The sequence below is a fragment of the Corynebacterium tuberculostearicum genome (assembly GCF_013408445.1).
In the GTDB taxonomy this organism is placed as follows: Bacteria; Actinomycetota; Actinomycetes; order Mycobacteriales; family Mycobacteriaceae; genus Corynebacterium; species Corynebacterium tuberculostearicum.
The window spans coordinates 1778801-1800473 of sequence record NZ_JACBZL010000001.1 but is presented as its reverse complement, the minus strand read 5'-3'; the positions used below and the strand labels follow the sequence as shown (position 1 = coordinate 1800473).

Genomic DNA, 21673 nt, shown 5'->3' with positions numbered 1-21673 from the left:
GGCTCGGGGCCCGCCGGTTCCGGGTGCCCGTCAAGTCACTGCGGACACCAGGGCGGCAACGAAGGCCGCGGCGGACGCTGCGGCCGCGAAACCGTCACGCACTCGCCAGGGATGATCGGTGCGGAAGGTACGCCGCGGATGGCGGCCGAAGTTGCGCATCGCCAGGGTCAGGGACAGCTTTTCGGCGCCGCGCACGGCGCTGACGAACAAGGGGAAGGCGATGCGCGCGGGCGTCGTCGCGCGAATGAAACCGGAGCGGAAAAACTGCCCTGGTCGCATCGAGCGCAATCTAATCGCCCATGTCAGCTGGGGGATTTCGCTGCGCAGGAACGCCGCGATGCTCACCCCGGAAATCGCTATGGTGCACCATGTGTAGGGCACCCGGAGGCGTTGCACCATGGCGTCGAAAAGCTCCTCGACGCGCATGCACGCGGAGACCAGGACTGTCCCCGCGAACACGGCCGTCAACAGCAGTCCGTGATGGATGCCGTGGCGGACGGCCTCCGCCGCATCCCCACCTCCATAGAACTCGGAGCGCCACCCGATCAAGCCGAAGAACACCCCGCTCAACAGGACGAGGAGGACCTTCCCTGCCGTCGCCCGAACGTCGCGTTCCGCGATCGCAGCGAGTGCGAGGAACGCGACCACCGTCAGCGCGACAACGGCGTCTCCGCCGGAGAGCAGCCCGGCGGCGACGACGAGCATCACCGCCGCGACAATCGTGATGGCGTTCAACCCTGCGCGTCTTCGAGGGGCGGCTTCACTGGTCCAGGGGTTTTCATTCCCGGACGTCCCTGCGCCGGCCGCGGGCAGTGCGCGATCCCGCCGGGACGGCTCCGGGGCAGCCGGCACGTCGGCCGCGGGACCAGACCAGGCGACCTTCCCTTCGGCGACGATGCTCGCCCGATCCGCCCACGTTCGCGCGGCACGGCGGTCGTGGCACGTGAACACAACGGTTCCGCCGGCCCCGGCGTATTCCGCCAGCGCATCCAGTACGATGCGCGAGCTCGGCGAATCCAGGTGCGCCAACGGCTCGTCGAGAAGCAGCAAACGGCGATTGGCCGCCGCCGCTAGGAAGATTCCCAACAGTCTTTTCTGTCCGCCCGACAGGACGAACGGCGAGACAGGGTCAAGTGCCCGGGGGCACAAGGCTTCCCGCAGTTTCCTCAGCTCATCGGCGCCGAGTGGTCCGTGCGGGTCCGTGCCGGCCAGCGCGGAGGCGATTTCCGCGGCGACGGTCGCACGGGTGAACTGGTGCTCGGGGTTCTGGAACGCCCACGACGCGAAGGCGTCGGGGGCGCGCCGGGCGGACTCGCCGTCGATCCGTATGTCCGCTCCCGCCTTCATCTGGCCCGACAGCACCGCCAGCAAGGTGGACTTACCGGCTCCGTTGGCGCCGACTAGAGCATGGATCTCGCCCCGTTCCAGTGTCAGATCAGCCCCGTTCAGGATCCGCTCCCCGCCCCGGGCCACGTTGGCTCCGGTCAAGGCCAGCAGCGGAACGGCATCCGCCTCCGAATCCGGATCGGTGCCATTCCCGGCCCTCCGGGACTTTCGCCGCCGGTCCGGACCGGGACGGTCCGGCGCTCCCGTGCCCGGCGTACTGTCGTCCGGCGTTCCGGTGGTCGCGGCCGTCGTCGCAATGCCCCTCACCGCGATGCCCTCCGACGCTCGTTGGGCGGCGACGCTCCCGTCCACATCAAGGATTGTCACCGTGTCGACCCACCCGTCGAACGGGCGGAGGTCGTGCTCGATGAGCAGGATGACGCGCCCCGGAGCCCGCAATTCACGGATAGCGGCGAACAGCGACCGGCGACCATCCTCGTCGACGTGGGCCGCGGGCTCGTCGAAGATCATGACCTCCGGCGCACTGGCCACCGCACCGGCGATGGCCATCCGCTGGCGTTGCCCGCCCGACAAAGCCCACGGATCCTTCTCCGCGAGCTCTGACAGCCCGAGCTCTGACAGGGCCGCGGCTGATCGCTTGGCGACGATGTCAGCTTCCACGAGGGAAAACTCGAGGGCCATGGATACGTCATCGACGACTCGAAGCGTGAGCACCTGCGTCGCTGGGTCTTGCCCGACGAAGGTGACCCGGTCCCCGTCCACGGGGCATTCGGTGCCGTCGGCATCGACGATATGCACGGATCCGGCATGGTCGATGGGGATGTGCGAGGGGATCAGTCCAGCGATGAGGTGGGCCAGGCTCGTCTTTCCGCATCCCACGGGTCCCGTAATGACGTTGATCGTGCCGAAATCGAAGGAGAGATCCACCATGTCAGGTGCCCATCGCCCATCGGCGTGCCGCACGCCCGCGCCACTGACCCGTAACCGGGCCGGGGCCGTCCCGCGTGTCGCACCGGCGCACACGGGTGCTCCGCCGGTCACCGGGTGACCTCGCGGCTGCGAAGACCCTTTGCGACGGCAAAGCCCAGGACCAAAAACACCAGGCTCGATGCCAAGGCTACGCCGAAGCTGATCAGGGTCATGGGCGTGGTCGGCGAGTTGACGCCAACTGCGCGCGGGGCCATCGTTCCCATCATCGCGGAGAACAACATCGCCGACGCCACGAACTGGGGACGCGTCCACCGCCGGTACAGGGTGACCATGAACGGAAGCTCGATGAGCAATCCTTCCATGATCAGCGCCCCGATCGCGGCGACGCCGAACGGAGTGGTCGCCGCGGACACGACGCCCATGGCAAGGCACGCGATGAGGCTCGCGCCAGGCTTGCGGACGACGATGAGGGGAACGACGCACTGCAGGAACCACAACCCGAGCGTCGCCGCGACGAGATAAACGTGGGCGATGCCGGCGAACACCTGCAGGTAGGTCAGGGGCACGACGACGAGAGACCCCGCGACGCCGATCGCGGCGGCGACGAGCATATCGCGGGTGGATGGTCGGCCACCCGCTGCGACCGGTGCGACGTGCACCAACCGCCCGTCGTCCGTCCCGTCCGGGCCCGCGTCCCCGACTCCCCCTCCGGAGAGGGGTTCTCTGGTCGATCCACGTTTTCTGTTCATCGTCGCCGCCTCGCTTCCGTTGCCGATTCCCGATCGGGACCACAACTTGAAACAGTATTAGGTTAGGCAATCCTTATCAACTTATGCCAGACTCGAATTATTGACTTTGCCCCCCGTTCCCCCCCCATTTCGTTGTTAGCAGTTCCACCTCAGGGCGCCGAAGATTCATAGTCTGTCCACCCGATTGTGAAGTGTCCCAGGTTTTGTTCCGTCTGAGTAGATGGGAAAATCTGGAATATGCCAAGAAAATTTGACCAGGATGCGAAGGACCGTGTGGTCCGTCTTGTAGAGGACCGTATCTTGGCGGAAAATATGTCGATGCAAGCCGCGTGCCAGGCAGTAGCTCCAAAGTTGGGGGTTTCATGGCATACGGCTCGTCAGTGGACCCAGCAGGCCCGTCGTGCGGGAAGCATCCCAGAACCTGTGCCTGAAGACTTGGCCGCGGAAAACGCGAGGCTACGCCGTGAAAATCAAGAGCTACGCGACACCAATGAGCTACTGAAGGCTGCCTCGGCTTTTTTCGCGTCGGAACTCGACCCAAAACGTCGGAAATGATCCGGTTCATCGATGAGTATCGGGATCGTTTCTCCATCGAGTTCATTTGCGAGACGTTAAACACCCACCGTGTTGGCGGTTTCATCACGTCCCGTGGATACCGCCAATCAAAAGCCCGTGGTATGAGTGCCCGCAGTCTTCGTGACGCTGCTCTAGTCGCGCACATCGCCGAGGTCCATGAAGAAAATTTTAGCGTCTACGGCATCCGTAAGATGTGGCATACTCTGCGCCGTGAAGGAATCGACATTGGCCGTGAGCAGACCGCACGCCTGATGCGTCTTGCTGGAGTCAGAGGCAAAGGTAAAGGTAAGTCTCCTATTACTACCCGCAAGCCGAAGGGACCAGATCTGCGTCCTGATTTAGTTAATCGCAAGTTCAACGCCCCGGCACCGGCCCGATTGTGGGTGGCCGATATTACTTATGTGCGCACTAGAAAAGGATTCGTGTACACCGCTTTTGTTACCGACGTGTTCTCCCGAAGGATCGTCGGGTGGGCACTATCTGATTCAATGCGTACCGAGGCGCTGCCGCTGCAGGCGCTTAATCAGGCGATTGTCAGCGCGAAGGAAACAACGGGGCTGATTCATCATTCAGATCATGGCTCACAGTACGTCAGCATTGTCTACAACGAACGGCTGGCTGAGTATGGAATTGCTGCCTCTACCGGGACAGTAGGAGATTCCTATGACAATGCTTTGGCCGAAAACGTCAACGGTTCCTACAAAAATGAGCTGATTCATCGGCGGTCGTGGGACAGCGTGGTTGACGTGGAGATCGCGACGTTTGAATGGGTTAATTGGTGGAACGAGGTACGGCTTCACCAAAGTCTCGGCTATCGCACGCCAGCTGAGGTTGAGTCAGAGTTTTGGGAAACCAACCCGGCCCAAGAAATAATGGAAATCAAGGCAAATGCCTAGGAACAAAACCCGGGACACTTCACACCTGCAAAGCCACCTTCACCCGCGTGAATAACGATGCCGTGCAAGCCAAATGGTTCCGCCTTTTCATTGCCTGGCTCATGTCAGGCCACAGCCTGGCAGAAACCGCTAAAACCTGCGGTGTTTCAACGCGAACTTTGCAGCGACGCTTTAAACCGTTCTGGCTTATCCAACCTCCCCGAAGCGTTGATAAGCAGCGAATCTACGATCAAGTCTTCATCGACGGCACCTACTTCAACACCAAGTGCCTTGTTGTAGCTGCCGACTCCAGCCATGTCATCAATTGGTTCTGGTGCACGAAAGAATCCTCGTGGTCCTACACGCGCCTGCTCGACCCACTAGCCCCACCACAATTGGTCACCTGCGATGGGGATGCCGGAGGCCTTAAAGCACTGCACCACTTGTGGCCTAATACCCCGGTTCAACGCTGCATTGTCCACGTCAAACGCAATATCCAACGCGCCACCGGCCTTCATCCCACTTCCGCTATGGGCAAAGCATTACAACGACTTTCCTTTGAACTACTCGCCGTCGACAACCTGGATAAAGCAGCCGAATGGACCGTAAAACTACAACAGTTCGGCACCGTATTTAGCACCCAGCTCAAAGCCAAAACCTACGTCAAAGACGTTCCCTTCGACCAGATTCCAAAGTCCAAGCGCCGGAACAAAAAGTGGTGGTACACCCACTACACTCACCGCGGAATCTACCTGCAGCTAAAGAAAATGAGCCAACAAGGACACCTCTTTGCCTACCTCACCGAAGCCGAAGAAGGCCAACGGTTTGAACGCACGACCAACAAGCTAGAAGGCGGGGTGAACTCACAAATTAAGCAACTTATGCACACCCACCGCGGACTGCGCGACGAACAACAGCGCATCGCCTGCGACTGGTGGTTATACCTCCACACGCAACTGCCTGACGACCCTGTAGAGATCGCCAGGCAGCAAAACTGGAGCCAGGACGCACTCGCCAAAGCACAAACCCTAGCCAACCAGCAAAAACAAGCCACCAGCGGCCACGAAGACGGCCAACCAGCAACCTACGACAATGCCATCGACACTGCCTACAACCACTCTATGGGAATACGCAAAGGCCACATACGCTAACCCCACCAACACAAAATGTCGTTTAGCCCGACACGCCAAAAACAACACATTCTGTCGTTTAAGCCTGAGAATGCTTGAGTTCAGAGGGTCGTTGCAACACTTTCCCTTAGGAGGGTGTTGTTGTGTCTGAGGTTGTTGGCCCGTTTCATTCGTTGTCTGAATCGGATCGTCGTGGCTTAGTTGCCTTGGTTGGCAGTGGGCGTAGTGTCCGTTCGGCGGCTGGTGAGCTTGGCTGTCATTACGGGCATGCTTTGAATTTTTGCCATGCCTTTGGATTGCCAGTCGTGTATAAAGCCAAACGAGTTGATCGCCGCGGCAGCCAGGCTGTCCAGCTTGTAGAGCTAGTCCGAAGCGGACTGTCGGTACGCCAAGCTGCTAAAAGATGTGGGATGCATCTTACCGCTGCGTATGCCGTAGCTACGGAAGCTGGGTGCCATATCCGGTTAAGTCAGTATGCTCGGAAAGTCCGCCAGACGCAGTTAAGAGTGGAATACCTGCGCCTTCGGCTGGCGAGCCTGCCTAGTGGTGATGCTGGCACGGCAGTAGGAATTGATCGTCGACTGTCTTTAGATTTCGAAAAAGGACTCACCAAATCCCAGGGTCGACGAGAAGAGTTCATACCCGTCGGCGAAGACGCCAGCACGTATAACAGACTTATGAAAGCGCTGCGCCAACGCCATGATGTCATCGAATCCGGAAGGCTTGCCCCTCCCGCCTTACCTAGCGGGGTAGATCCGTATAAACGCATCAGCAATCGCTACATTTGCTTCGAAGAACGCGTCATCATCGCCGACCTTCTCCGCGAAGATGTGCCACTGCGTGAGATTGGGCGCCGTTTAGGGCGAAGTGCATCGTCAATTCAGCGTGAAGTACGCAGAAACCACAGTGCTCAAGGCCCGTATCGTGCAGAAACAGCCCAGTTAAAGGCCTGTGCGCGCAGATTACGGCCGAAAATACCGAAACTACTAGCCAACAAAAGACTATGGGACTATGTATGCGCACAATTGCGGGCACAATGGTCACCTGAGGAGATTTCTAATCGCCTGCCCATCGACTACCCCACTGATAAGGACATGCGCATTAGTCACGAAACGATTTATGACGCCTTTTACCTGCAGGCCAAAGGAAGACTCAAAGACCTTGGCCTGAACTTGCCGACCGGTAGAAAGAAACGCAAGAAACGCCAAACCCGCTCCAGCACACCTGCCCAGCAACGCTTCGTCGACGACATGATCCTCATAGACGACCGACCAGATGAGGTAAGTGAACGTATTTTGCCAGGCCACTGGGAAGGCGACCTCATCCTCGGTAAAAACAACCAATCAGCGGTAATCACGCTAGTAGAACGTGTTAGCCGATTTGTTGTCCTTGGCCACCTACCAGGAAGGCATACCAGCAAAGAAGTATTCACAGCCCTGCACAAGGCAGTTACAGGAATCGATAAAGCTATCTGGTCATCAATTACCTGGGACCAAGGAAGCGAAATGGCTGGTCATAAAGCCTTTACCATGGCCACTGACATTCCCATCTACTTCTGTCACCCAGGATCACCATGGGAACGCGGCAGCAACGAAAACACCAACGGCAGGCTCAGAAGAAACCTTCCCAAAAACAGCGACCTGTCCATCTACAGCGCCGAGGACCTAGAAATGATCGCCAACATTCACAACCACAAACCACGCAAAGCACTCAACTGGCGCACCCCAGCCGAAGTCATGACCAACGCCCTCACACAAACCGGTAGCATCAAACCAAACTAACCATCATCGTTGCAACGACCCCTAGAATCCGCCATGAGCGCGGAAATGAAAAATGTCCGGCCCCTCCAAAGAGGAAGCCGGACTTTATGCTGTGGAGCATAGGAGAATCGAACTCCTGACCTTCTGCTTGCAAAGCAGATGCTCTACCAATTGAGCTAATGCCCCATTGTTCCGTGGTGGGCCTAGCTGGAATCGAACCAGCGACCTCATCGTTATCAGCGATGCGCTCTAACCGACTGAGCTATAGGCCCTTGTGCGGAACGAGGATTAACTCTACATACTATCCCCGGATTTACACAAATCGCCTGCTCAACAGATATTTCCGGCCGGTAAGAAGAAGGGGAAAGATTCGCACAAAAGAAAGAAAAATACCGGCACCCGAAGGTACCGGCATCTTCCAACACAAGAGAGGTGCTAGCGGTTGTCTAAGTCGACTCGCAGGCCGCCAAAGACGTCCACGATGGCGTTATAAATAACCGCCATCAGTGGTGCCAGCAACGTAAGGAGAACGGCGAAAATAACGCCGATGAGCGCGGAGGCGGAGATAATGACACCGAAGGTGACCTCGAATCCGCCGCCCACGCCGCCGACGAGGCTATTGAGCGATTCCCAGATGCCCACCTGGTTCAGGCCGATGTAGAGCAGGCATACGGCCAGCATCCAGGCAATGAGTCCGACGAGTGACAAGGCCAGACCAACGCGGAACGCGGAAGTGGGCGAGATTCGCGTAATCGTTACGTCTCGTCGTGCCATTAATTACTCCTCATCCTTGGAAGCATCGCCAGCCTTGTGCTCCTGTTGGACCTCATCCACGGTCTTTTCGCCCTTGGCTACAGCCTGAGCGTCTTCCTCACCATCTTCTTCGACGTTGCGGTCGATGGCAAGCAGTTCGACGTCGTCGGCCAGGTTCACCAAGCGCACGCCCATGGTCGCACGGGAGGACGGACGAATCTGGTCTACCTCGGTGCGGATGACGCCGCCGGCGGAGGTGATGGCGAAGATCTCGTCATCCTCATCGACGGAGATGGCGCCGATGAGCTTGCCGCGCTTCGGGGTGTACTTGAAGGTCATAACACCCAAGCCACCGCGGCCCTGCGGGGTGTATTCCTCAATGGCAGTGCGCTTGCCGTAGCCGCCAGAGGTGGCGACCAGAAGGAACTCGCCATCGTGGACCACGGACATGGATAGCAGCTGATCATCGCCGCGGAAGCGCATGCCCTTCACACCGGCGGTAGCGCGGCCCATGGGGCGCAGCTGGTCGTCGTCGGCAGTAAAGCGGATAGCTTGGCCCTGCTCGGAGGTAAGCAGGATGTCATCGCCCTCGGAGACGAGCTGTGCGCCGATGAGCGCATCGCCCTCGTTGAGGTTAATGGCGATAAGGCCAGCGGAACGCGCGGACTCATAATCGGTCAGGCGGGACTTCTTCACGCGGCCCTGCTGGGTGGCGAGGACCAAGTAAGGAGCGTCCTCGTAGGACTGAATCTGGATGACCTGTGCGATCTTTTCTTCCGGCTGGAATTCCAGCAGGTTAGCCACGTGCTGGCCGCGTGCGGCGCGACCGCCCTCGGGCAGCTCATAGGCCTTAAGACGGTAGACACGGCCGAAGTTGGTAAAGAACAAGATCCAGTCGTGCGTGGAGCAGACGAAGAAGTTCTTCACAATATCGTCCTGCTTGAGCTCAGCGCCGCGCACGCCCTTGCCGCCGCGCTTTTGCGCCTTATAGGAATCCACCTTGGTTCGCTTAGCGTAGCCGGTGGAGGTAATGGTGACCACGACGTTCTCGCGGGCAATGAGGTCCTCATCGGTGACATCGCCGGTGGCCGGGATGATCTCGGTGCGGCGTTCATCGCCATACTTATCGACGATCTCTGCCAGCTCATCGTGGACAATCTGACGCTGGCGCTCCTCGCGGGCAAGGATGTCCTTCAGGTCAGCAATCTCGAGCTCGATCTCGGCCAACTCGTCGATGATCTTCTGGCGCTCCAGTGCAGCCAGCTTGCGCAGCTGCATGGCGAGGATGGCATCGGCCTGGATATCGTCGACGTCGAGAAGCTCCTTCAAGCCTTCGCGCGCCTCGTCTACGGTGGGCGAACGACGGATAAGGGCGATGACCTCATCCAGCATGTCCAGGGCCTTGACCAAGCCGCGCAAGATGTGGGCGCGCTTCTCGGCCTCGTTCAGGCGGTACTGGGTACGGCGAACGATGACCTCGATCTGGTGCTCCACGTAGTAGCGCAGCATCTGATCCAGGCGGAGGGTGCGCGGCACGCCGTCAACAATGGAGAGCATGTTGGCACCGAAGGAGGTCTGCAGCTGGGAGTGCTTGTAGAGGTTATTGAGCACCACGCGGGCCACAGCGTCGCGCTTAAGGGTGACCACGATGCGCATGCCCACGCGGTCGGAGGACTCATCCTCAATCTTGGAGATGCCCGCGATCTTGCCGCTGGCCACGGACTCCGCGATATTAGAGATGAGGTTATCCGGGTTGACCTGGAACGGCAGCTCCGTAATGACGATGGTCTGACGGGATCCAGACTCCTCGATGGAGGTCACGCCGCGCATGCGGATGGAGCCGCGGCCAGTGGTGTAGGCATCCTTGATGCCCTGATCGCCCACAATGAGGCCAGCGGTGGGGAAATCCGGGCCCTTGACGCGTTCCATGCAGGCTTCCAGCGCAGCCTCTTCATCGGCGTCTGGATTATCCAGCATCCAGTAGATAGCCTCGGCCAGCTCGTTGAGGTTATGCGGCGGAATATTGGTGGCCATACCCACGGCAATGCCGCCCGAACCGTTCATGAGTAGGTTCGGAACGCGGGACGGCAGGACGTCTGGCTCGCTGGTCTTGCCATCGTAGTTGGGAGAGAAGTCCACGGTGTTCTCGCGGATATCGCGCACCATCTCCATGGCCAGCGGGGTGAGCTTACACTCCGTATAACGCATTGCTGCCGGGCCATCGTTACCGCGGGAACCGAAGTTACCCTGGCCATCCACCAGCGGATAGCGCATGTTCCAGGACTGGGCCAGACGCACCAAGGTGTCATAGATGGCGGAGTCACCGTGCGGGTGGAACTGACCCATGGTGTCCGAGACCGGGCGGGCGGACTTCACGTAGCCGCGCTCCGGGCGGTAACCGGAATCGAACATCGCGTAGAGGATGCGGCGGTGCACCGGCTTCAGGCCATCGCGCACCTCCGGCAGGGCGCGGCCAACGATGACGGACATGGCGTAGTCGATGTAGCTCGACTCCATCTCCTCATTAATGTCAATGGGAAATATGCGATCAAAAAGATCGTCGTTATTGTCACTCATAGCCCCAAATTCTACCCTCTAGCGCTTTTCAGGACTCGAATTGCCGCACGGGTGGTATCACCGTGGTATCACTTTAGGCATGGCGATGACATTGCGACTTACGGACGAGCAGGATCACGCGCTCACGCTGCTGGCCTCCGCGCAGGGCACCTCCAAGCACGAGGCGGTGGTGCGGGCCATTGTTGCGGCGGCAGCCCGCACGCTTGCCGACGCCCACGTGCAGTCCACCGCCCGCGCCCTCCTCCCCGGCCGCGCTGAGCTGGAGGCGGAAATCCGCCGTGCCCGGCCCGCACAGTCCTAGGCAAGCATGACTACTGAACAGCTCTACCTCTTGGCCCGCGAGTTTTGCGCTCGCCTTAACGTCCGCATCACCAACTTTGCCGCCCTGGCGGCCGCGGCGGCTGCCAGCACCGCCAAGGTGGAGGGAATAGCCATTCATGACAACCACCGCGATGCCGCCCGCGCCATGGCGGAGGTATTAGCCCGCGTGCCGGCGCTGAGCGGGTATAACGCAGAGTTCGCAAAGTTCAGCGCGCGCGTCTACCTTAGTGTTAAAGAAGTTACCTAAGTTACTGGGGATAGTGACCCAAGAAAGGAACTACCACCATGTCCCGCTTCAAGAAGATTGCCGCCTCAGGCCTGACCGTTGTGGCGCTAGCTGCCACCGCCGTCACTGCTCCTACCGCCACCGCCGCTGATGCCGATTCCTGGAAAGAAACGGTAAATCCGGACTTTCAGCCGGGCGAGGCCGGTGGTTCCTCTACCGGTTCTTCCCAGCTGGATCTCACCCTGATTATCACCGCAGCGGCCGCCGGCGTCACCGCGCTGGCCAGCGCCGTGGCCCTTTACTCCCCTAACGTGGATCTGGAGAAAGCTGCCCGCGATGCTGGCTTGAACCAGATCGCCGATCAGATTGCTTCCATCCAGGCCAACCTCCCTGGCCTGCCGGGCCAGCCCGCCTAACTCGCGTAAGGTGGTGCAGCATGGCACATCTTTCTGAACTTATGTCAGGTCCGCAGCGCACTGCGGTGATTAACGATTGCGGCGAGCTGGTTGAGGGGGTCGTCGCCAAGCAATCGGGCATTACCGGCATGGCGCTCAAGGGCGCCGTCGCCGCCGCGAAGAAGGTCGACTCCGCCATCATCACCAAGGCCCTAGGCCGCGTGCTGCCGGATATCCTCGATGCCCTGGATCCGCACTGGCAGGAATTTTCGGAAACCTCCGAGCAGGATTTCGGTTCCTTCCTGGAGCCCCGCAGCGCCCAGGTGAGCGATTCCATCATGTCGGTGGCCGATAAGCACGCCAAGCAGATTAACTCCCCCGCGCTGTCTAAGCCGTATAACTCCTTGCGCGGCAAGGCCTCGAAATTCCTCACCCCTGCGGTGCCGGATTTCGGCCGCGTGCTGCAAAAACACATGTAGTTTCCGCGCGGTTGAACCTAGAACAAACCGCAGAGTATAAGTGTGGAAGTGACTACTTCCGCAGCTAACCAAACCGAGTACCCCGCCGGCCAAGATCCCGCCCGCTGGCGGGTACTTATCGTTTTGCTCACGGCGCTGTTCATGTCCCTGCTGAGCGTGTCCATCGTGAACGTAGCCCTGCCCTCGATTCAATCGGGCCTGGGAGCCTCTGAATCCGATGTGCAATGGGTGCTCTCCGGTTATGCACTCACCTTTGGTGTCATCCTTGTGGCGGCCGGCCGCGCGGGAGATCTCGTCGGCCGCGGCGGCATTTTTCTAGCGGGCATTGCCATCTATTCCCTCAGCGCCGCCGTGGCCGGCTTTGCCCCCAACGCGGAAGCACTCAACGCCGCCCGCTTTATCCAAGGCATAGGCGCTGGCCTACTCAATCCGCAGGGCGTGGGAATGATCCAGCAGTACTTCCGCGGTCCGGAGCGCGCCCGCGCCTTCGGCTACTTTGGCTCCACGGTGGGCATCGCTGTGGCTATCGGACCGGTACTGGGCGGCCTGCTCATTCGCCTCGGCGGCGCCGACCTAGGCTGGCGGCTGACCATGCTGGTCAATTTCCCCGTCGGCCTTATTGCCATCATCTTAGGATTGCTGTGGTTTCCGCGGCCGCTGTTTTCCCGCGTGCGCGATAAAAATGGCAATAAACTGAGCATCTTCAAGGCCCTTGCCACCCTGGATCCCATCGGTGCGGTGATTCTCGGCGCTGCGGTGTGGGCCATCCTCTTCCCCTTCATGGAATCGTCCGCCTCCCCGGCCGTGTGGTGGCTCCTACTGCTGGGCGCCGTCCTCCTTGTGGGATGGGTGCTGTGGGAGCGCCACCACAAGGCCACTGGCCATCCGCCCATGGTAGATCTGACTATCTTTGCCACCCCGAGTTTTCGCAATGGAACCATCATCGCCACCTTGTGGTTTATGGGCATTACCAGCATTTGGGTGCTCGTGGCACTTTACTTCCAAAGCGGGCTCGGACACTCCGCCTTGGCTGCCGGCTCCGTAGGCATTCCGGCTGCCTTGTTGAGCTCCATATCTGCCACGCTGGCCGGCCGATCCGTATCCGTCCACGGCCGCAAAGTCGTGGTGCTGGGCATGCTCGTGACGATCTCCGGCCTCATTGCCACCATTGCGCTCATCTGGGCCACCGAGCAATGGGGCGCTAGCGAATGGTGGATGGTCCTTTCGCTGGCCCTTGTTGGCGGCGGGCAAGGCTCGGTCATCTCTCCCAACCAAACGCTCACCTTGGCGCATGTTCCACAGGCCTACGCCGGATCGTCCGGCGCCGTCCTCCAAACCGGCCAGCGCATCGGTACGGCCATTGGACTTGCCGTTATTACGGCCATCGTTTTTGCCACCTTGCACGGCACGAGCGCCGACTGGCCGCTGTCCATCATTGCCGGCTTCGGCGTCATTCTGGCGATGTGCCTCGCTTCCCTGGGATTCGCCATAGCGGATCAGCGCAGCTCCCAGGCCTAGGCCCGGCGCTTTCCGACGCCACAATTAAAGCCCACCGCGGTAATTCCACGGTGGGCTTCATGCTGCGCTTTAGATATCCAGGAAGCGGACGTCCTTCGCGCGGCGGGTAATGAAGGAGCGGCGGGCCGAGACATCATCACCCATGAGGATGGAGAAGAGCTCATCGGCGCGCTGCGCGTCTTCCAAGTCCACGCGGCGCAGGATGCGGGTGCTCGGGTCAAGCGTGGTCTCCCACAGCTCGGCGGCGTTCATCTCGCCCAGACCCTTGTAGCGCTGGATGCCGTCATCCTTATTGATCTTGCGGTTTTGCTCCAGGCCCTCGGCCAGCAGCTTATCGCGCTCGGCGTCGGAAAAAGCATAGCCCGGAGTACCCTTAGACCACTTGAGCTTGTACAGCGGCGGGTTAGCCAGGAACACGTGGCCGTCCTCAACCAGCTGCGGCATAAAGCGGAAGAGCAAGGTCAGAAGCAGCGTCGCAATGTGCTGGCCGTCCACGTCGGCATCGGCCATGAGCACGATCTTGTCGTAGCGCAGCTTCTTGATATCGAATTCCTCGTGAATGCCGGTACCCAGCGCGGTAATGATCGCCTGGACCTCGGCATTCTTGAGGACCTTATCCATGCGGGCCTTCTCCACGTTCAGGATCTTGCCGCGCAGCGGCAGGATGGCCTGGAACATGGAATCGCGGCCGCCCTTAGCGGAGCCGCCTGCGGAGTCGCCCTCCACGATGTAGAGCTCGGAAATCTTCGGATCCTTCGAGCGGCAATCGGCGAGCTTGCCCGGCAGGCCGCCAAGGTCGGTGGCGGACTTGCGGCGCACCATCTCGCGAGCCTTGCGGGCAGCCATGCGAGCATGCGCGGAAGACACGGCCTTATTAATAATGGCCTTCGCCTCAGCCGGGTTGGCATCGAACCAGTCATTGACGTGCTCGTTGACCGCGCGCTGGACAAAGCCCTTGATCTCGGAATTGCCCAGCTTGGTCTTGGTCTGGCCCTCGAACTGCGGATCGCCCACCTTGACGGAAATGACGGCCGCCAAGCCTTCGCGGCAGTCATCGCCGGAGAGGTTGCCGTCCTTTTCCTTGAGAAGCTTATGCTCCTTGGCGTAGCGGTTCATCAGGGAGGTCAGGGCCGCACGGAAGCCCTCTTCGTGCGTGCCGCCCTCATGGGTGTTGATGGTATTGGCAAAGGTGTGAACGGACTGCTTATAGCCCTGGTTCCACTGCAGCGCTACCTCTACCTCGTGATCCTCGCCCTTCGCATCGAAGGAAACGATGGTCGGGTGGATCGCGGTCTTGGACTTATTGAGGTACTTGACGTAGTCGGTCAAGCCATCCGGGTAGTGGAAGGTTACCTTCTTGCGGCGCTTCTTCTCTGCCGCAGCGTCCTTCGCCTCGCCGGATTCTTCGTTGAAGGTATCGCCGGCGTCCGGGGCATCATCGAAGGAAGTCTCATCAGCGCTGGTCTCGCCGGATTCTGCATCGGCGATCTCTTCCAGCTCGATCTGCTCTTCGGTGACGCGCTCATCAATGAGCTCAATGCTCAGGCCCTTATTCAGGAAGGCCATTTCCTGCAGGCGGCGGGCAATGGTGTCGTAATCGTACTCGGTAGTTTCAAAAACTTCCGGGTCCGCCCAGAAGCGGATCTTGGTGCCCGTGCCGCGGGCATTGCCGCCCTCAACCAGATCATCCGGGATGGCGTTCTGGAAGTTTTGGTACCAGTGCTTGCCGTCGCGCTTGATCTCCGCCTCCACGCGGGTAGAAAGCGCGTTCACCACGGAAATACCGACGCCGTGCAGGCCGCCAGAAACGGCGTAGGAGTCGGAGTCGAACTTACCGCCGGCGTGCAGCTGGGTCATGACCACTTGGACGGTAGGTGCACCAGAGGCGTGCATTTCTACCGGGATGCCACGGCCATTATCGATGACCTCGACGCCGCCATCTTCCAGCAGCTTGACGGTAACCTTATCGGCGTAACCGGCCATGGCCTCATCGACGGAGTTATCAACGATCTCCCAAATGAGGTGGTGCAGGCCGCGCGAACCGGTCGAACCAATGTACATGCCGGGGCGCTTACGGACGGCCTCGAGGCCCTCCAGGATCGTAATTGACCCGGCATCATATGCGTGTTCTTCAGCCACGGATTCGTGCTCTCCTTTTGGCTATAGCTAATTCTAAGACCTTGACTATTCTACACGGATACCCCCTACTGAAAGACACCCCACACCCGTGAGAGATAGGAATCTGGCGCGCTCTGAGGTTCTTTACTTTGTGCAGGTCTGAGTAAACCTCAGCCTATTAGCCGTAGGTATCTTGTGATCCTTGCGGTTTGACCCACTGCCGCCCCTCGTAATTGCGCCTTTGCTTCGGCCCGTGAATCCGCAGTTCCACGATGACATCGGGGCCAAGGCGGTCAGAGATTTTCCGCAGGATTTGCCGTTGCAGGTAGCGCAGCTCCGTTGCCCACGTGGAGTTATCGCAGGATACATAGACAATCTTGTCCTTAATCCGCTGCGGCTGCGTATGCGCGGCGATGCGCTCGCCCACCAGATGCTCCCAATTGCCCATCACCCAGCCATTAGCCAGGTCATGCTCCCACCCACGATTGACCACCTCGCGGTTAATTTGGGATCCCAGGCTCGGCACGGCCAGCGTGCGCCGTTTCTTTCTGCCATCCGGACCCGTAGGTCGGCCGCGTTGATAGCCCATATACCCCTGCTTTTGCGCCTTCTCCAGCGAGGGCACCGGCATCTTCGGTACTGGGCGGGTCAGCTTCGGCGGGTTTTTGGAGGTGGACCGAACCAGCTTGAAGTACTGGGTGACGGGATCAATGCGCTGCTTGCCGACGCCCCCTTGATCCTCACTCATTCCCCTCACCTTCCTCAGCGGTATCTTGAGCACGATCTTCGGCAGAATCTTCGGCGCTGAGCTTGGAAATGCGACCGGTCTCGGTATCTTCTACGCTCACGCGGTAGCGCACGATGGGTTCCAAGTTTCCAGGCAAATCCTCATCCACGGCCGCGGTGATGAGCACCTGCTCCGCCTCGGCGGCCAAGTGGACCAGCTGCTTGCGGCGCTTGGCGTCGAGCTCGGCAAAGACATCGTCCAAGATGAGCACCGGATCCGAGCCTCCCTCCTGACGCAGGAGGTTGAACTCCGCCAGGCGCAGCGCGATGGCGTAGGACCACGTCTCGCCGTGGCTAGCAAAGCCCTTGGCCGGCTGATCACCCAGGTTGAGCACCAGATCATCGCGGTGCGGACCCACCAGGGAAATGCCGCGTTCGATCTCGCGCTGCCGGGCGGCGGCCAACTCGGTGAGCAGCACGGCCTCTAGCACCTCGCGATCGGAGGTATCGATCGTGGACTTATACTCCACGTGCGCCGGTCGCGATTCTGGCGCCAGGCCGGAATAGGCGGCGGGGATGTGGTCCAACAGGGCGTCGACAAGCGCAAGGCGCGCAGCAATCACCTGGGCGCCGAGCCGGGCAAGCTGCGCATCCCAGGTATCCAAGGTGGCCAACGCAGCGGCGCCATCGCTATCGGAATAGCCGCGGCGCAGGCTGCCGGAGGCCGATTTCAGCAGGGCATTGCGTTGCTTGAGCACCTTGTCGTAGTCGGCCTTCACGCCCGCTAGGCGCGGAGTCCGCGAGGCAATGATGCTATCGAGGTAGGCGCGGCGCCCGGCCGGCTCCCCGCGCACCAGGGCCAAGTCCTCCGGGGAAAAGAGCACAGTTTTTACCACACCCAGCAACTCACGAGGGCTGCGCAGGCGGGTGCGATTAATCTGTGCTTGGTTGGCCGCGTGGGGCTTAACCAGCAAATGGGTAGTAAGCTCGCGACCTTGGTTCACCGCGGTAATGGATACCCGCGCGCTGTCCGCGCCCTGACGCACCAGCGGTGCATCGTGGGAAACGCGGTGGGAGGAAAGGTGAGCAGTATAGCCAATGGCCTCAACGATATTGGTCTTGCCAAAGCCGTTGCGCCCGACAAAAAGGGTGATCCCCGGCCCTAACTGCACATTAAGTTCGGGCCACGAGCGAAAATCCCGAACATCGAGATCCCTGACGTACATTAGCCCGGCAGGCGAACCGGCATGAGCAGGTAGGTGAAGTTGGTCTCCGGCGTGGGGAAGTTGCCATCTTCATCGGCCTCTGGCAGCTCTTCCGGTTCTGGGATCATGATGGCTGGGCGGGAAGGCTCGGTAAAGCCGAAGACCACGCGGTCGGTGTTGATAACGCCCAAGCCATCCTTGAGGTAGCCCGGATTGAAGGCGATGAGGAATTCATCGCGGCCATGGAATGCACACGGCAGGGTCTCGGTGGCGTTACCGGCATCCGCGCCGGCGGAAAGGGTCACCTGGCCATCGGCGAATTCCATCCGAATCTGCGCGTTGCGATCCGTCAGCAAAGACACGCGGCGAATTGCTTCCTGCAGCGGGGCGACCTCAATGGAGGCAATATTGGTGTGGCTCTTCGGCAACAGGGGCTGCACATTAGGGAAGTCCGCATCCAGCATGCGCGTGGTGGTCTCGCGATTATCCGCGTGCAGGCCGAAGAGGCCATCGGCACCAATATTGTCATCGGTGCCCACAGCGATTTCCACTGGGATATTCAGGTGCGGATCCAAGGAACGACCGGTTTCCTGCAGGGTCTTCGCAGGCACCAAGAGTTTCGCTTCTACATCCGGCGACTTCGGCTCCCATTCCAAGGTGCGCATGGCCAGGCGGAAGCGGTCCGTTGCCGTCATCTCAATGTCCTTGCCGCGGATATCCATGTGCACACCGGTGAGCATGGGCAAGGTGTCATCCTTGCCGGCCGCAGCGGCGACCTGGTGGATGGCCTCGACGAATAGCTGTGGCTGAATGGTGCCGGTAACCTCCGGCAGGACCGGAAGCTGCGGGTAATCATCCAGAGGAATCAGTGGAAGCTCAAAGCGGGAAGAACCACAGGTAACCAGGGCCTTGGAATCTACCTGGGAGATCTCCACTTCCTTGTTGGGAAGGGAAGCGACGATGTCAGAGAGGAGCTTGCCGGCGACCGCGATCTGTCCGGGTTCATCCACCATGCCGGCGATGCGGACGCGGGTGGATACCTCGTAATCGAAGCCAGTGAACTCAAGACCATTGTCATCCGCGGTAATCAGCATCGCGCGGAGCACGGGCTGGGTGACCTTGGACGGCAGGCTGCGAGCAACCCACGCTACGGCGTTGGCAAGGTCATCTTTGGCCACGCGAAATGACACGGCTTCATCCATGGTGCGAAGAGCTCCTCTGGGGCAAGTAGGAAATTTGTTACTTACAAAAGACTGGCTTCCAACTTACCGCATCGGGCGCGGTGCGCCACAACGTGTAATTCCATCTTTGCCCGCCCGATCCGCGCCTGGCCGAAGGCAGGCCGGGCCGAATTCCACACACCCTCTTTCTTTTATACAGATCAGAGAAATAATTTAGTAGTAGTAATAAGCGCTGTGGGATCTGTGGGTAACTAGGTAAATGACAAGTTCAAGCCGCAGATCCGGGGTGTGCCAATTCTTGTGATCTTGCTGTGATCAATCGGGGCGAATTGTGGACAACTAACGGGATCACCGTTTTATCCACAGGTTTTGTCATTTGATCACCGATCTACACACAGCACTGATCACAGGGCGGTTCTCCCAGCATAGGGCCTGTGGAATTTAAAACTGTGAGTAAGATCTATGAATTACAAAGATGAAATTACACAAGTGTGAATAACGCTGTGGATAACTCTTTTCGCAGTTAAGAGAGTACTTTTCGTGGACCTTCTGGGTTCTTTGTGGAATTACACGAAGGTATAGGCGGCTGTGTGGACGGTTTGAACCAGGTTTCGGCGTCTCAGTCAAGAATCTCTGATCTGGTAGTTCTGGTCTCACCTTTAAGTAGTGCGAGCAGAATCCGCGAAGTGACAAAGGGCAGACAAAAGCGCCCTCCTTTATATAAGGAAGGCGCTTAAGGAAGGAGCTGTAGAAAAGGTGACGAGATCTAGGCGCGACCGCGATTCTTGATGCGCTGGGTAAGCGCCTGGATCTCGTCGTAGGTATTGCGCTTTTCAGTCATCTCTTTGCGGATCTTGCGATCCGCGTAAATGACGGTGGTGTGGTCTTTGCCGCCGAACTGTTCACCGATCTTGGGAAGGGATAGCTCCGTGAGCTCGCGGCACAGATACATAGCCAACTGGCGTGCATGCGCCACCGCACGCTTTTTGCCAGCGCCGCGCAGAGTCTCTACATCAATATCGAAGAATTCTGCCGTGACCTCCATGATCGAGGTAGCGGTGATTTGCCTATCGGCGGAATCTGGGGCCAAATCGCGCAACGCGATTTCTGCCATCTCCACGTTGATTGGCTCATTCACCAAGGAAGAATAGGCCGAAACGCGGATCAGTGCGCCTTCGAGCTCACGAATAGATGACTCAAAACGAGAGGCAATGAGCTCAAGCACGGAGCGATCCACTTCGGTGCCGTCATTGGCCGCCTTCTTCATCAAAATCGCGATACGCGTTTCTAGATCTGGCGGCTGAATATCGGTGATAAGACCGCCTTCAAAGCGGGTGCGGAGGCGATCTTCCAGCGTGGTTAGTTGCTTCGGTGGGCGGTCCGAAGACAAAATGATCTGCTTATTGGCTTGGTGCAGCGCATTGAAAGTATGGAAGAACTCTTCCTGGGTGGATTCTTTGCCTTCCAAGAATTGGATGTCATCGACCATCAAAATGTCGAGATTGCGGTAGCGCCGCTTGAATGATTCCTGACGGTCATCGCGCAGGGAATTAATATAGTCATTCGTGAATTCTTCCGAAGACACATACTTCACGCGCAGACCCGGATGCAGTACCTGGGCGTAATTGCCGGCGGCATGCAAAAGGTGCGTTTTACCCAGGCCAGAGCCACCCCAGATAAATAGTGGGTTGTACGCACGGGCGGGATTCTCGGCCACAGCCACGGCGGCACCATTGGCAAAACGATTCGAAGAACCGATGACGAAGCTATCGAAAGTGTGCTTCGGATTGAGGGAAGTTTCACGGTTGGGATCGTGCGCAGGGGCCTCGCGCGGGATGCGGGCAGAATTGGTGGCAGCACCGGAGAAATTTCCCGCGGATTCTGCCTGCTGTTGGTTATAGTGCTGGGCCAGCTCATCCAGGCTTGCAGGGGCGTGACTCGACTGCCAATTGTTCTGGGAAGGGGCCTGCTGTGCAGCGGCATCCGTTTGCTGTGGGCGCGGAATGTAGTTCTGGGTAGATTCCGTGTTCTGCGGCGGTTGCTGTTGTTGAGGGGGTGTTGGCTGTGGTGCAGGGTCCGCGGCCGGCGGCTGTGGCTCTTGCGGGGTGGCAAGGGTAACCGCAAAGGAACACGGTCGGCCTAGGTGGCGGGTTAATGCCTTGGCAATGTGCTCGCCCAACTCATTTTCGACCACATTTTTGGCATCCAGGTTTTCGGCGGCAACGAGGGTGTAGCCCTCAACCATCATGATGGGGCGAACCAGTTGGAGGTAAAGGCGCTGTGAGTGCGAAAAACTGGGGACCTCGGAATTGGGTTGCTCGGATTGTGCGAGCAGGTCATCAACGACCGCGCGCCAAACGGCATGCAGGTTCGCTTGTGGGTCAGTCACAACAGGCTACCTTTGTGGAATTTAGTCGGGGACGGGTGGACATTGAATAACAATTTTCACTGCGGATTCCACCGTGGTTTTCACATCGGTTTTTATCGAGTCACCTCGATCTCCACAGAGTTATCCACAGGTGTGGATTAAATAGTTATTCACAGCTTAGTTCATGACTGTGGATAACTCTTCATTGGTCAGTTTATGGCCCTATGCTGCGGAAACTGCACAAGTCTCAAGCGTTGATTTAGAGTTATCCACATGACCGGTTGGGCTGTGGAATTTGATTCTTCTGTTCTACCGCCGAAACGGCGGGTGTGTCTAGCGAGAAAAATTCACCACCCGGGTGTGGGTTGGGGTGGGTCTTACTGTGTGACGGATTAGGTGCAGTAAGAGCACAGAATCTGGCCCTCTAGCTGCAGGAAAA

16 protein-coding genes, 2 tRNA genes and 1 pseudogene are annotated in these 21673 nt (G+C 59.2%); 8 read left to right on the top strand and 11 right to left on the bottom strand.

Going from position 1 to position 21673, the window contains the following annotated elements; all coding sequences use genetic code 11:
• Positions 1-30: 30 nt before the first annotated feature.
• Together BJ985_RS08405 and BJ985_RS08400 are read right to left on the bottom strand one after the other, a co-directional pair.
• The gene (locus BJ985_RS08405; RefSeq protein WP_236587137.1) at positions 31-2277 is read right to left on the bottom strand and encodes an ATP-binding cassette domain-containing protein; all 2247 of its coding nucleotides are present in this window, start codon (positions 2275-2277) and stop codon (positions 31-33) included.
• Between the two features lie 107 nt (positions 2278-2384).
• Positions 2385-2888: an ECF transporter S component gene (locus tag BJ985_RS08400; protein ID WP_236587136.1), complete on the bottom strand. Its 504-nt coding sequence runs from the start codon at positions 2886-2888 to the stop codon at positions 2385-2387.
• A gap of 375 nt (positions 2889-3263) precedes the next feature.
• On the opposite strand from BJ985_RS08400, the gene BJ985_RS08395 reads away from it, so the two are divergent.
• The 3 genes and pseudogenes from BJ985_RS08395 to BJ985_RS08385 all read left to right on the top strand — a co-directional run bounded on the left by BJ985_RS08395 (position 3264) and on the right by BJ985_RS08385 (position 7388).
• Positions 3264-4498, top strand: a protein-coding gene (locus tag BJ985_RS08395; RefSeq protein WP_179387182.1) for an IS3 family transposase whose coding sequence is annotated in 2 segments (ribosomal slippage) — positions 3264-3552 and positions 3552-4498 — 1236 coding nt in all. Because the reading frame shifts where the segments join, the coding sequence is not laid out codon by codon here.
• A gap of 23 nt (positions 4499-4521) precedes the next feature.
• A pseudogene (locus tag BJ985_RS08390) lies at positions 4522-5628 on the top strand (IS1249 family transposase); the annotation flags it as partial.
• A gap of 122 nt (positions 5629-5750) precedes the next feature.
• On the top strand, positions 5751-7388 hold the full coding sequence (locus tag BJ985_RS08385; RefSeq protein ID WP_179387181.1) for an IS30 family transposase: 1638 nt from the start codon (positions 5751-5753) through the stop codon (positions 7386-7388).
• Between the two features lie 92 nt (positions 7389-7480).
• On the opposite strand, the gene BJ985_RS08380 is transcribed toward BJ985_RS08385, so the two are convergent.
• From BJ985_RS08380 to gyrA, 4 genes are all read right to left on the bottom strand, one after another.
• Positions 7481-7553: transfer RNA gene (locus BJ985_RS08380), tRNA-Ala, on the bottom strand.
• Between the two features lie 9 nt (positions 7554-7562).
• Positions 7563-7639: transfer RNA gene (locus BJ985_RS08375), tRNA-Ile, on the bottom strand.
• Positions 7640-7802: 163 nt separating this feature from the next.
• The gene (locus BJ985_RS08370; protein WP_049378050.1) at positions 7803-8141 is read right to left on the bottom strand and encodes a DUF3566 domain-containing protein; all 339 of its coding nucleotides are present in this window, start codon (positions 8139-8141) and stop codon (positions 7803-7805) included.
• 3 nt (positions 8142-8144) lie between these two features.
• Positions 8145-10697, bottom strand: a complete 2553-nt coding sequence (gyrA, locus tag BJ985_RS08365; RefSeq protein WP_179387180.1) for a DNA gyrase subunit A — start codon at positions 10695-10697, stop codon at positions 8145-8147.
• A gap of 79 nt (positions 10698-10776) precedes the next feature.
• Between gyrA and BJ985_RS08360 the strand changes: the two genes are divergently transcribed.
• Genes BJ985_RS08360 through BJ985_RS08340 form a run of 5 tightly spaced genes read left to right on the top strand, consistent with a single transcriptional unit; the run spans position 10777 to position 13636 of the window.
• Complete coding sequence (locus BJ985_RS08360) at positions 10777-10998, top strand: CopG family transcriptional regulator (RefSeq protein WP_005325982.1); 222 nt, start codon at positions 10777-10779, stop codon at positions 10996-10998.
• 6 nt (positions 10999-11004) lie between these two features.
• Positions 11005-11265, top strand: a complete 261-nt coding sequence (locus BJ985_RS08355) for a hypothetical protein (RefSeq protein WP_005325983.1) — start codon at positions 11005-11007, stop codon at positions 11263-11265.
• Between the two features lie 38 nt (positions 11266-11303).
• On the top strand, positions 11304-11660 hold the full coding sequence (locus BJ985_RS08350) for a hypothetical protein (protein WP_179387179.1): 357 nt from the start codon (positions 11304-11306) through the stop codon (positions 11658-11660).
• A 20-nt stretch (positions 11661-11680) separates the two neighbouring features.
• The gene (locus BJ985_RS08345) at positions 11681-12118 is read left to right on the top strand and encodes a DUF6918 family protein (RefSeq protein WP_179387178.1); all 438 of its coding nucleotides are present in this window, start codon (positions 11681-11683) and stop codon (positions 12116-12118) included.
• A gap of 42 nt (positions 12119-12160) precedes the next feature.
• On the top strand, positions 12161-13636 hold the full coding sequence (locus BJ985_RS08340; RefSeq protein ID WP_179387177.1) for an MFS transporter: 1476 nt from the start codon (positions 12161-12163) through the stop codon (positions 13634-13636).
• Positions 13637-13705: 69 nt separating this feature from the next.
• On the opposite strand, the gene gyrB is transcribed toward BJ985_RS08340, so the two are convergent.
• From gyrB to dnaA, 5 genes are all read right to left on the bottom strand, one after another.
• Positions 13706-15775, bottom strand: coding sequence for a DNA topoisomerase (ATP-hydrolyzing) subunit B (gyrB, locus tag BJ985_RS08335; RefSeq protein ID WP_179387176.1), 2070 nt, complete (start codon positions 15773-15775; stop codon positions 13706-13708).
• Between the two features lie 157 nt (positions 15776-15932).
• Positions 15933-16502 (bottom strand): DciA family protein, encoded by a 570-nt coding sequence (locus tag BJ985_RS08330; RefSeq protein ID WP_179387175.1) that lies wholly within the window; start codon positions 16500-16502, stop codon positions 15933-15935.
• The gene (gene recF / locus BJ985_RS08325) at positions 16495-17706 is read right to left on the bottom strand and encodes a DNA replication/repair protein RecF (RefSeq protein WP_179387174.1); all 1212 of its coding nucleotides are present in this window, start codon (positions 17704-17706) and stop codon (positions 16495-16497) included. The genes BJ985_RS08330 and recF overlap by 8 nt, the downstream gene beginning before the upstream one ends.
• Positions 17706-18887, bottom strand: coding sequence for a DNA polymerase III subunit beta (dnaN, locus tag BJ985_RS08320; protein WP_179387173.1), 1182 nt, complete (start codon positions 18885-18887; stop codon positions 17706-17708). Before dnaN ends, recF begins: the two co-directional genes overlap by 1 nt.
• Positions 18888-19632: 745 nt before the next feature.
• Positions 19633-21255 carry a chromosomal replication initiator protein DnaA gene (dnaA, locus tag BJ985_RS08315; protein WP_150850218.1) on the bottom strand — a complete coding sequence of 541 codons (1623 nt, stop codon included), beginning with the start codon at positions 21253-21255 and terminating at the stop codon, positions 19633-19635.
• Positions 21256-21673 lie beyond the last annotated feature (418 nt).

Bases quoted from the DNA above. Each gene is read 5' to 3' on its own strand.
- BJ985_RS08355 (WP_005325983.1), top strand. From the start codon at position 11,005: ATGACTACTGAACAGCTCTACCTCTTGGCCCGCGAGTTTTGCGCTCGC.
- dnaN (WP_179387173.1), bottom strand. From the start codon at position 18,887: ATGGATGAAGCCGTGTCATTTCGCGTGGCCAAAGATGACCTTGCCAAC.
- BJ985_RS08360 (WP_005325982.1), top strand. From the start codon at position 10,777: ATGGCGATGACATTGCGACTTACGGACGAGCAGGATCACGCGCTCACG.
- BJ985_RS08370 (WP_049378050.1), bottom strand. From the start codon at position 8,141: ATGGCACGACGAGACGTAACGATTACGCGAATCTCGCCCACTTCCGCG.
- BJ985_RS08330 (WP_179387175.1), bottom strand. From the start codon at position 16,502: ATGAGTGAGGATCAAGGGGGCGTCGGCAAGCAGCGCATTGATCCCGTC.
- gyrA (WP_179387180.1), bottom strand. From the start codon at position 10,697: ATGAGTGACAATAACGACGATCTTTTTGATCGCATATTTCCCATTGAC.
- BJ985_RS08350 (WP_179387179.1), top strand. From the start codon at position 11,304: ATGTCCCGCTTCAAGAAGATTGCCGCCTCAGGCCTGACCGTTGTGGCG.
- recF (WP_179387174.1), bottom strand. From the start codon at position 17,706: ATGTACGTCAGGGATCTCGATGTTCGGGATTTTCGCTCGTGGCCCGAA.
- BJ985_RS08345 (WP_179387178.1), top strand. From the start codon at position 11,681: ATGGCACATCTTTCTGAACTTATGTCAGGTCCGCAGCGCACTGCGGTG.
- BJ985_RS08405 (WP_236587137.1), bottom strand. From the start codon at position 2,277: ATGGTGGATCTCTCCTTCGATTTCGGCACGATCAACGTCATTACGGGA.
- BJ985_RS08400 (WP_236587136.1), bottom strand. From the start codon at position 2,888: ATGCTCGTCGCCGCCGCGATCGGCGTCGCGGGGTCTCTCGTCGTCGTG.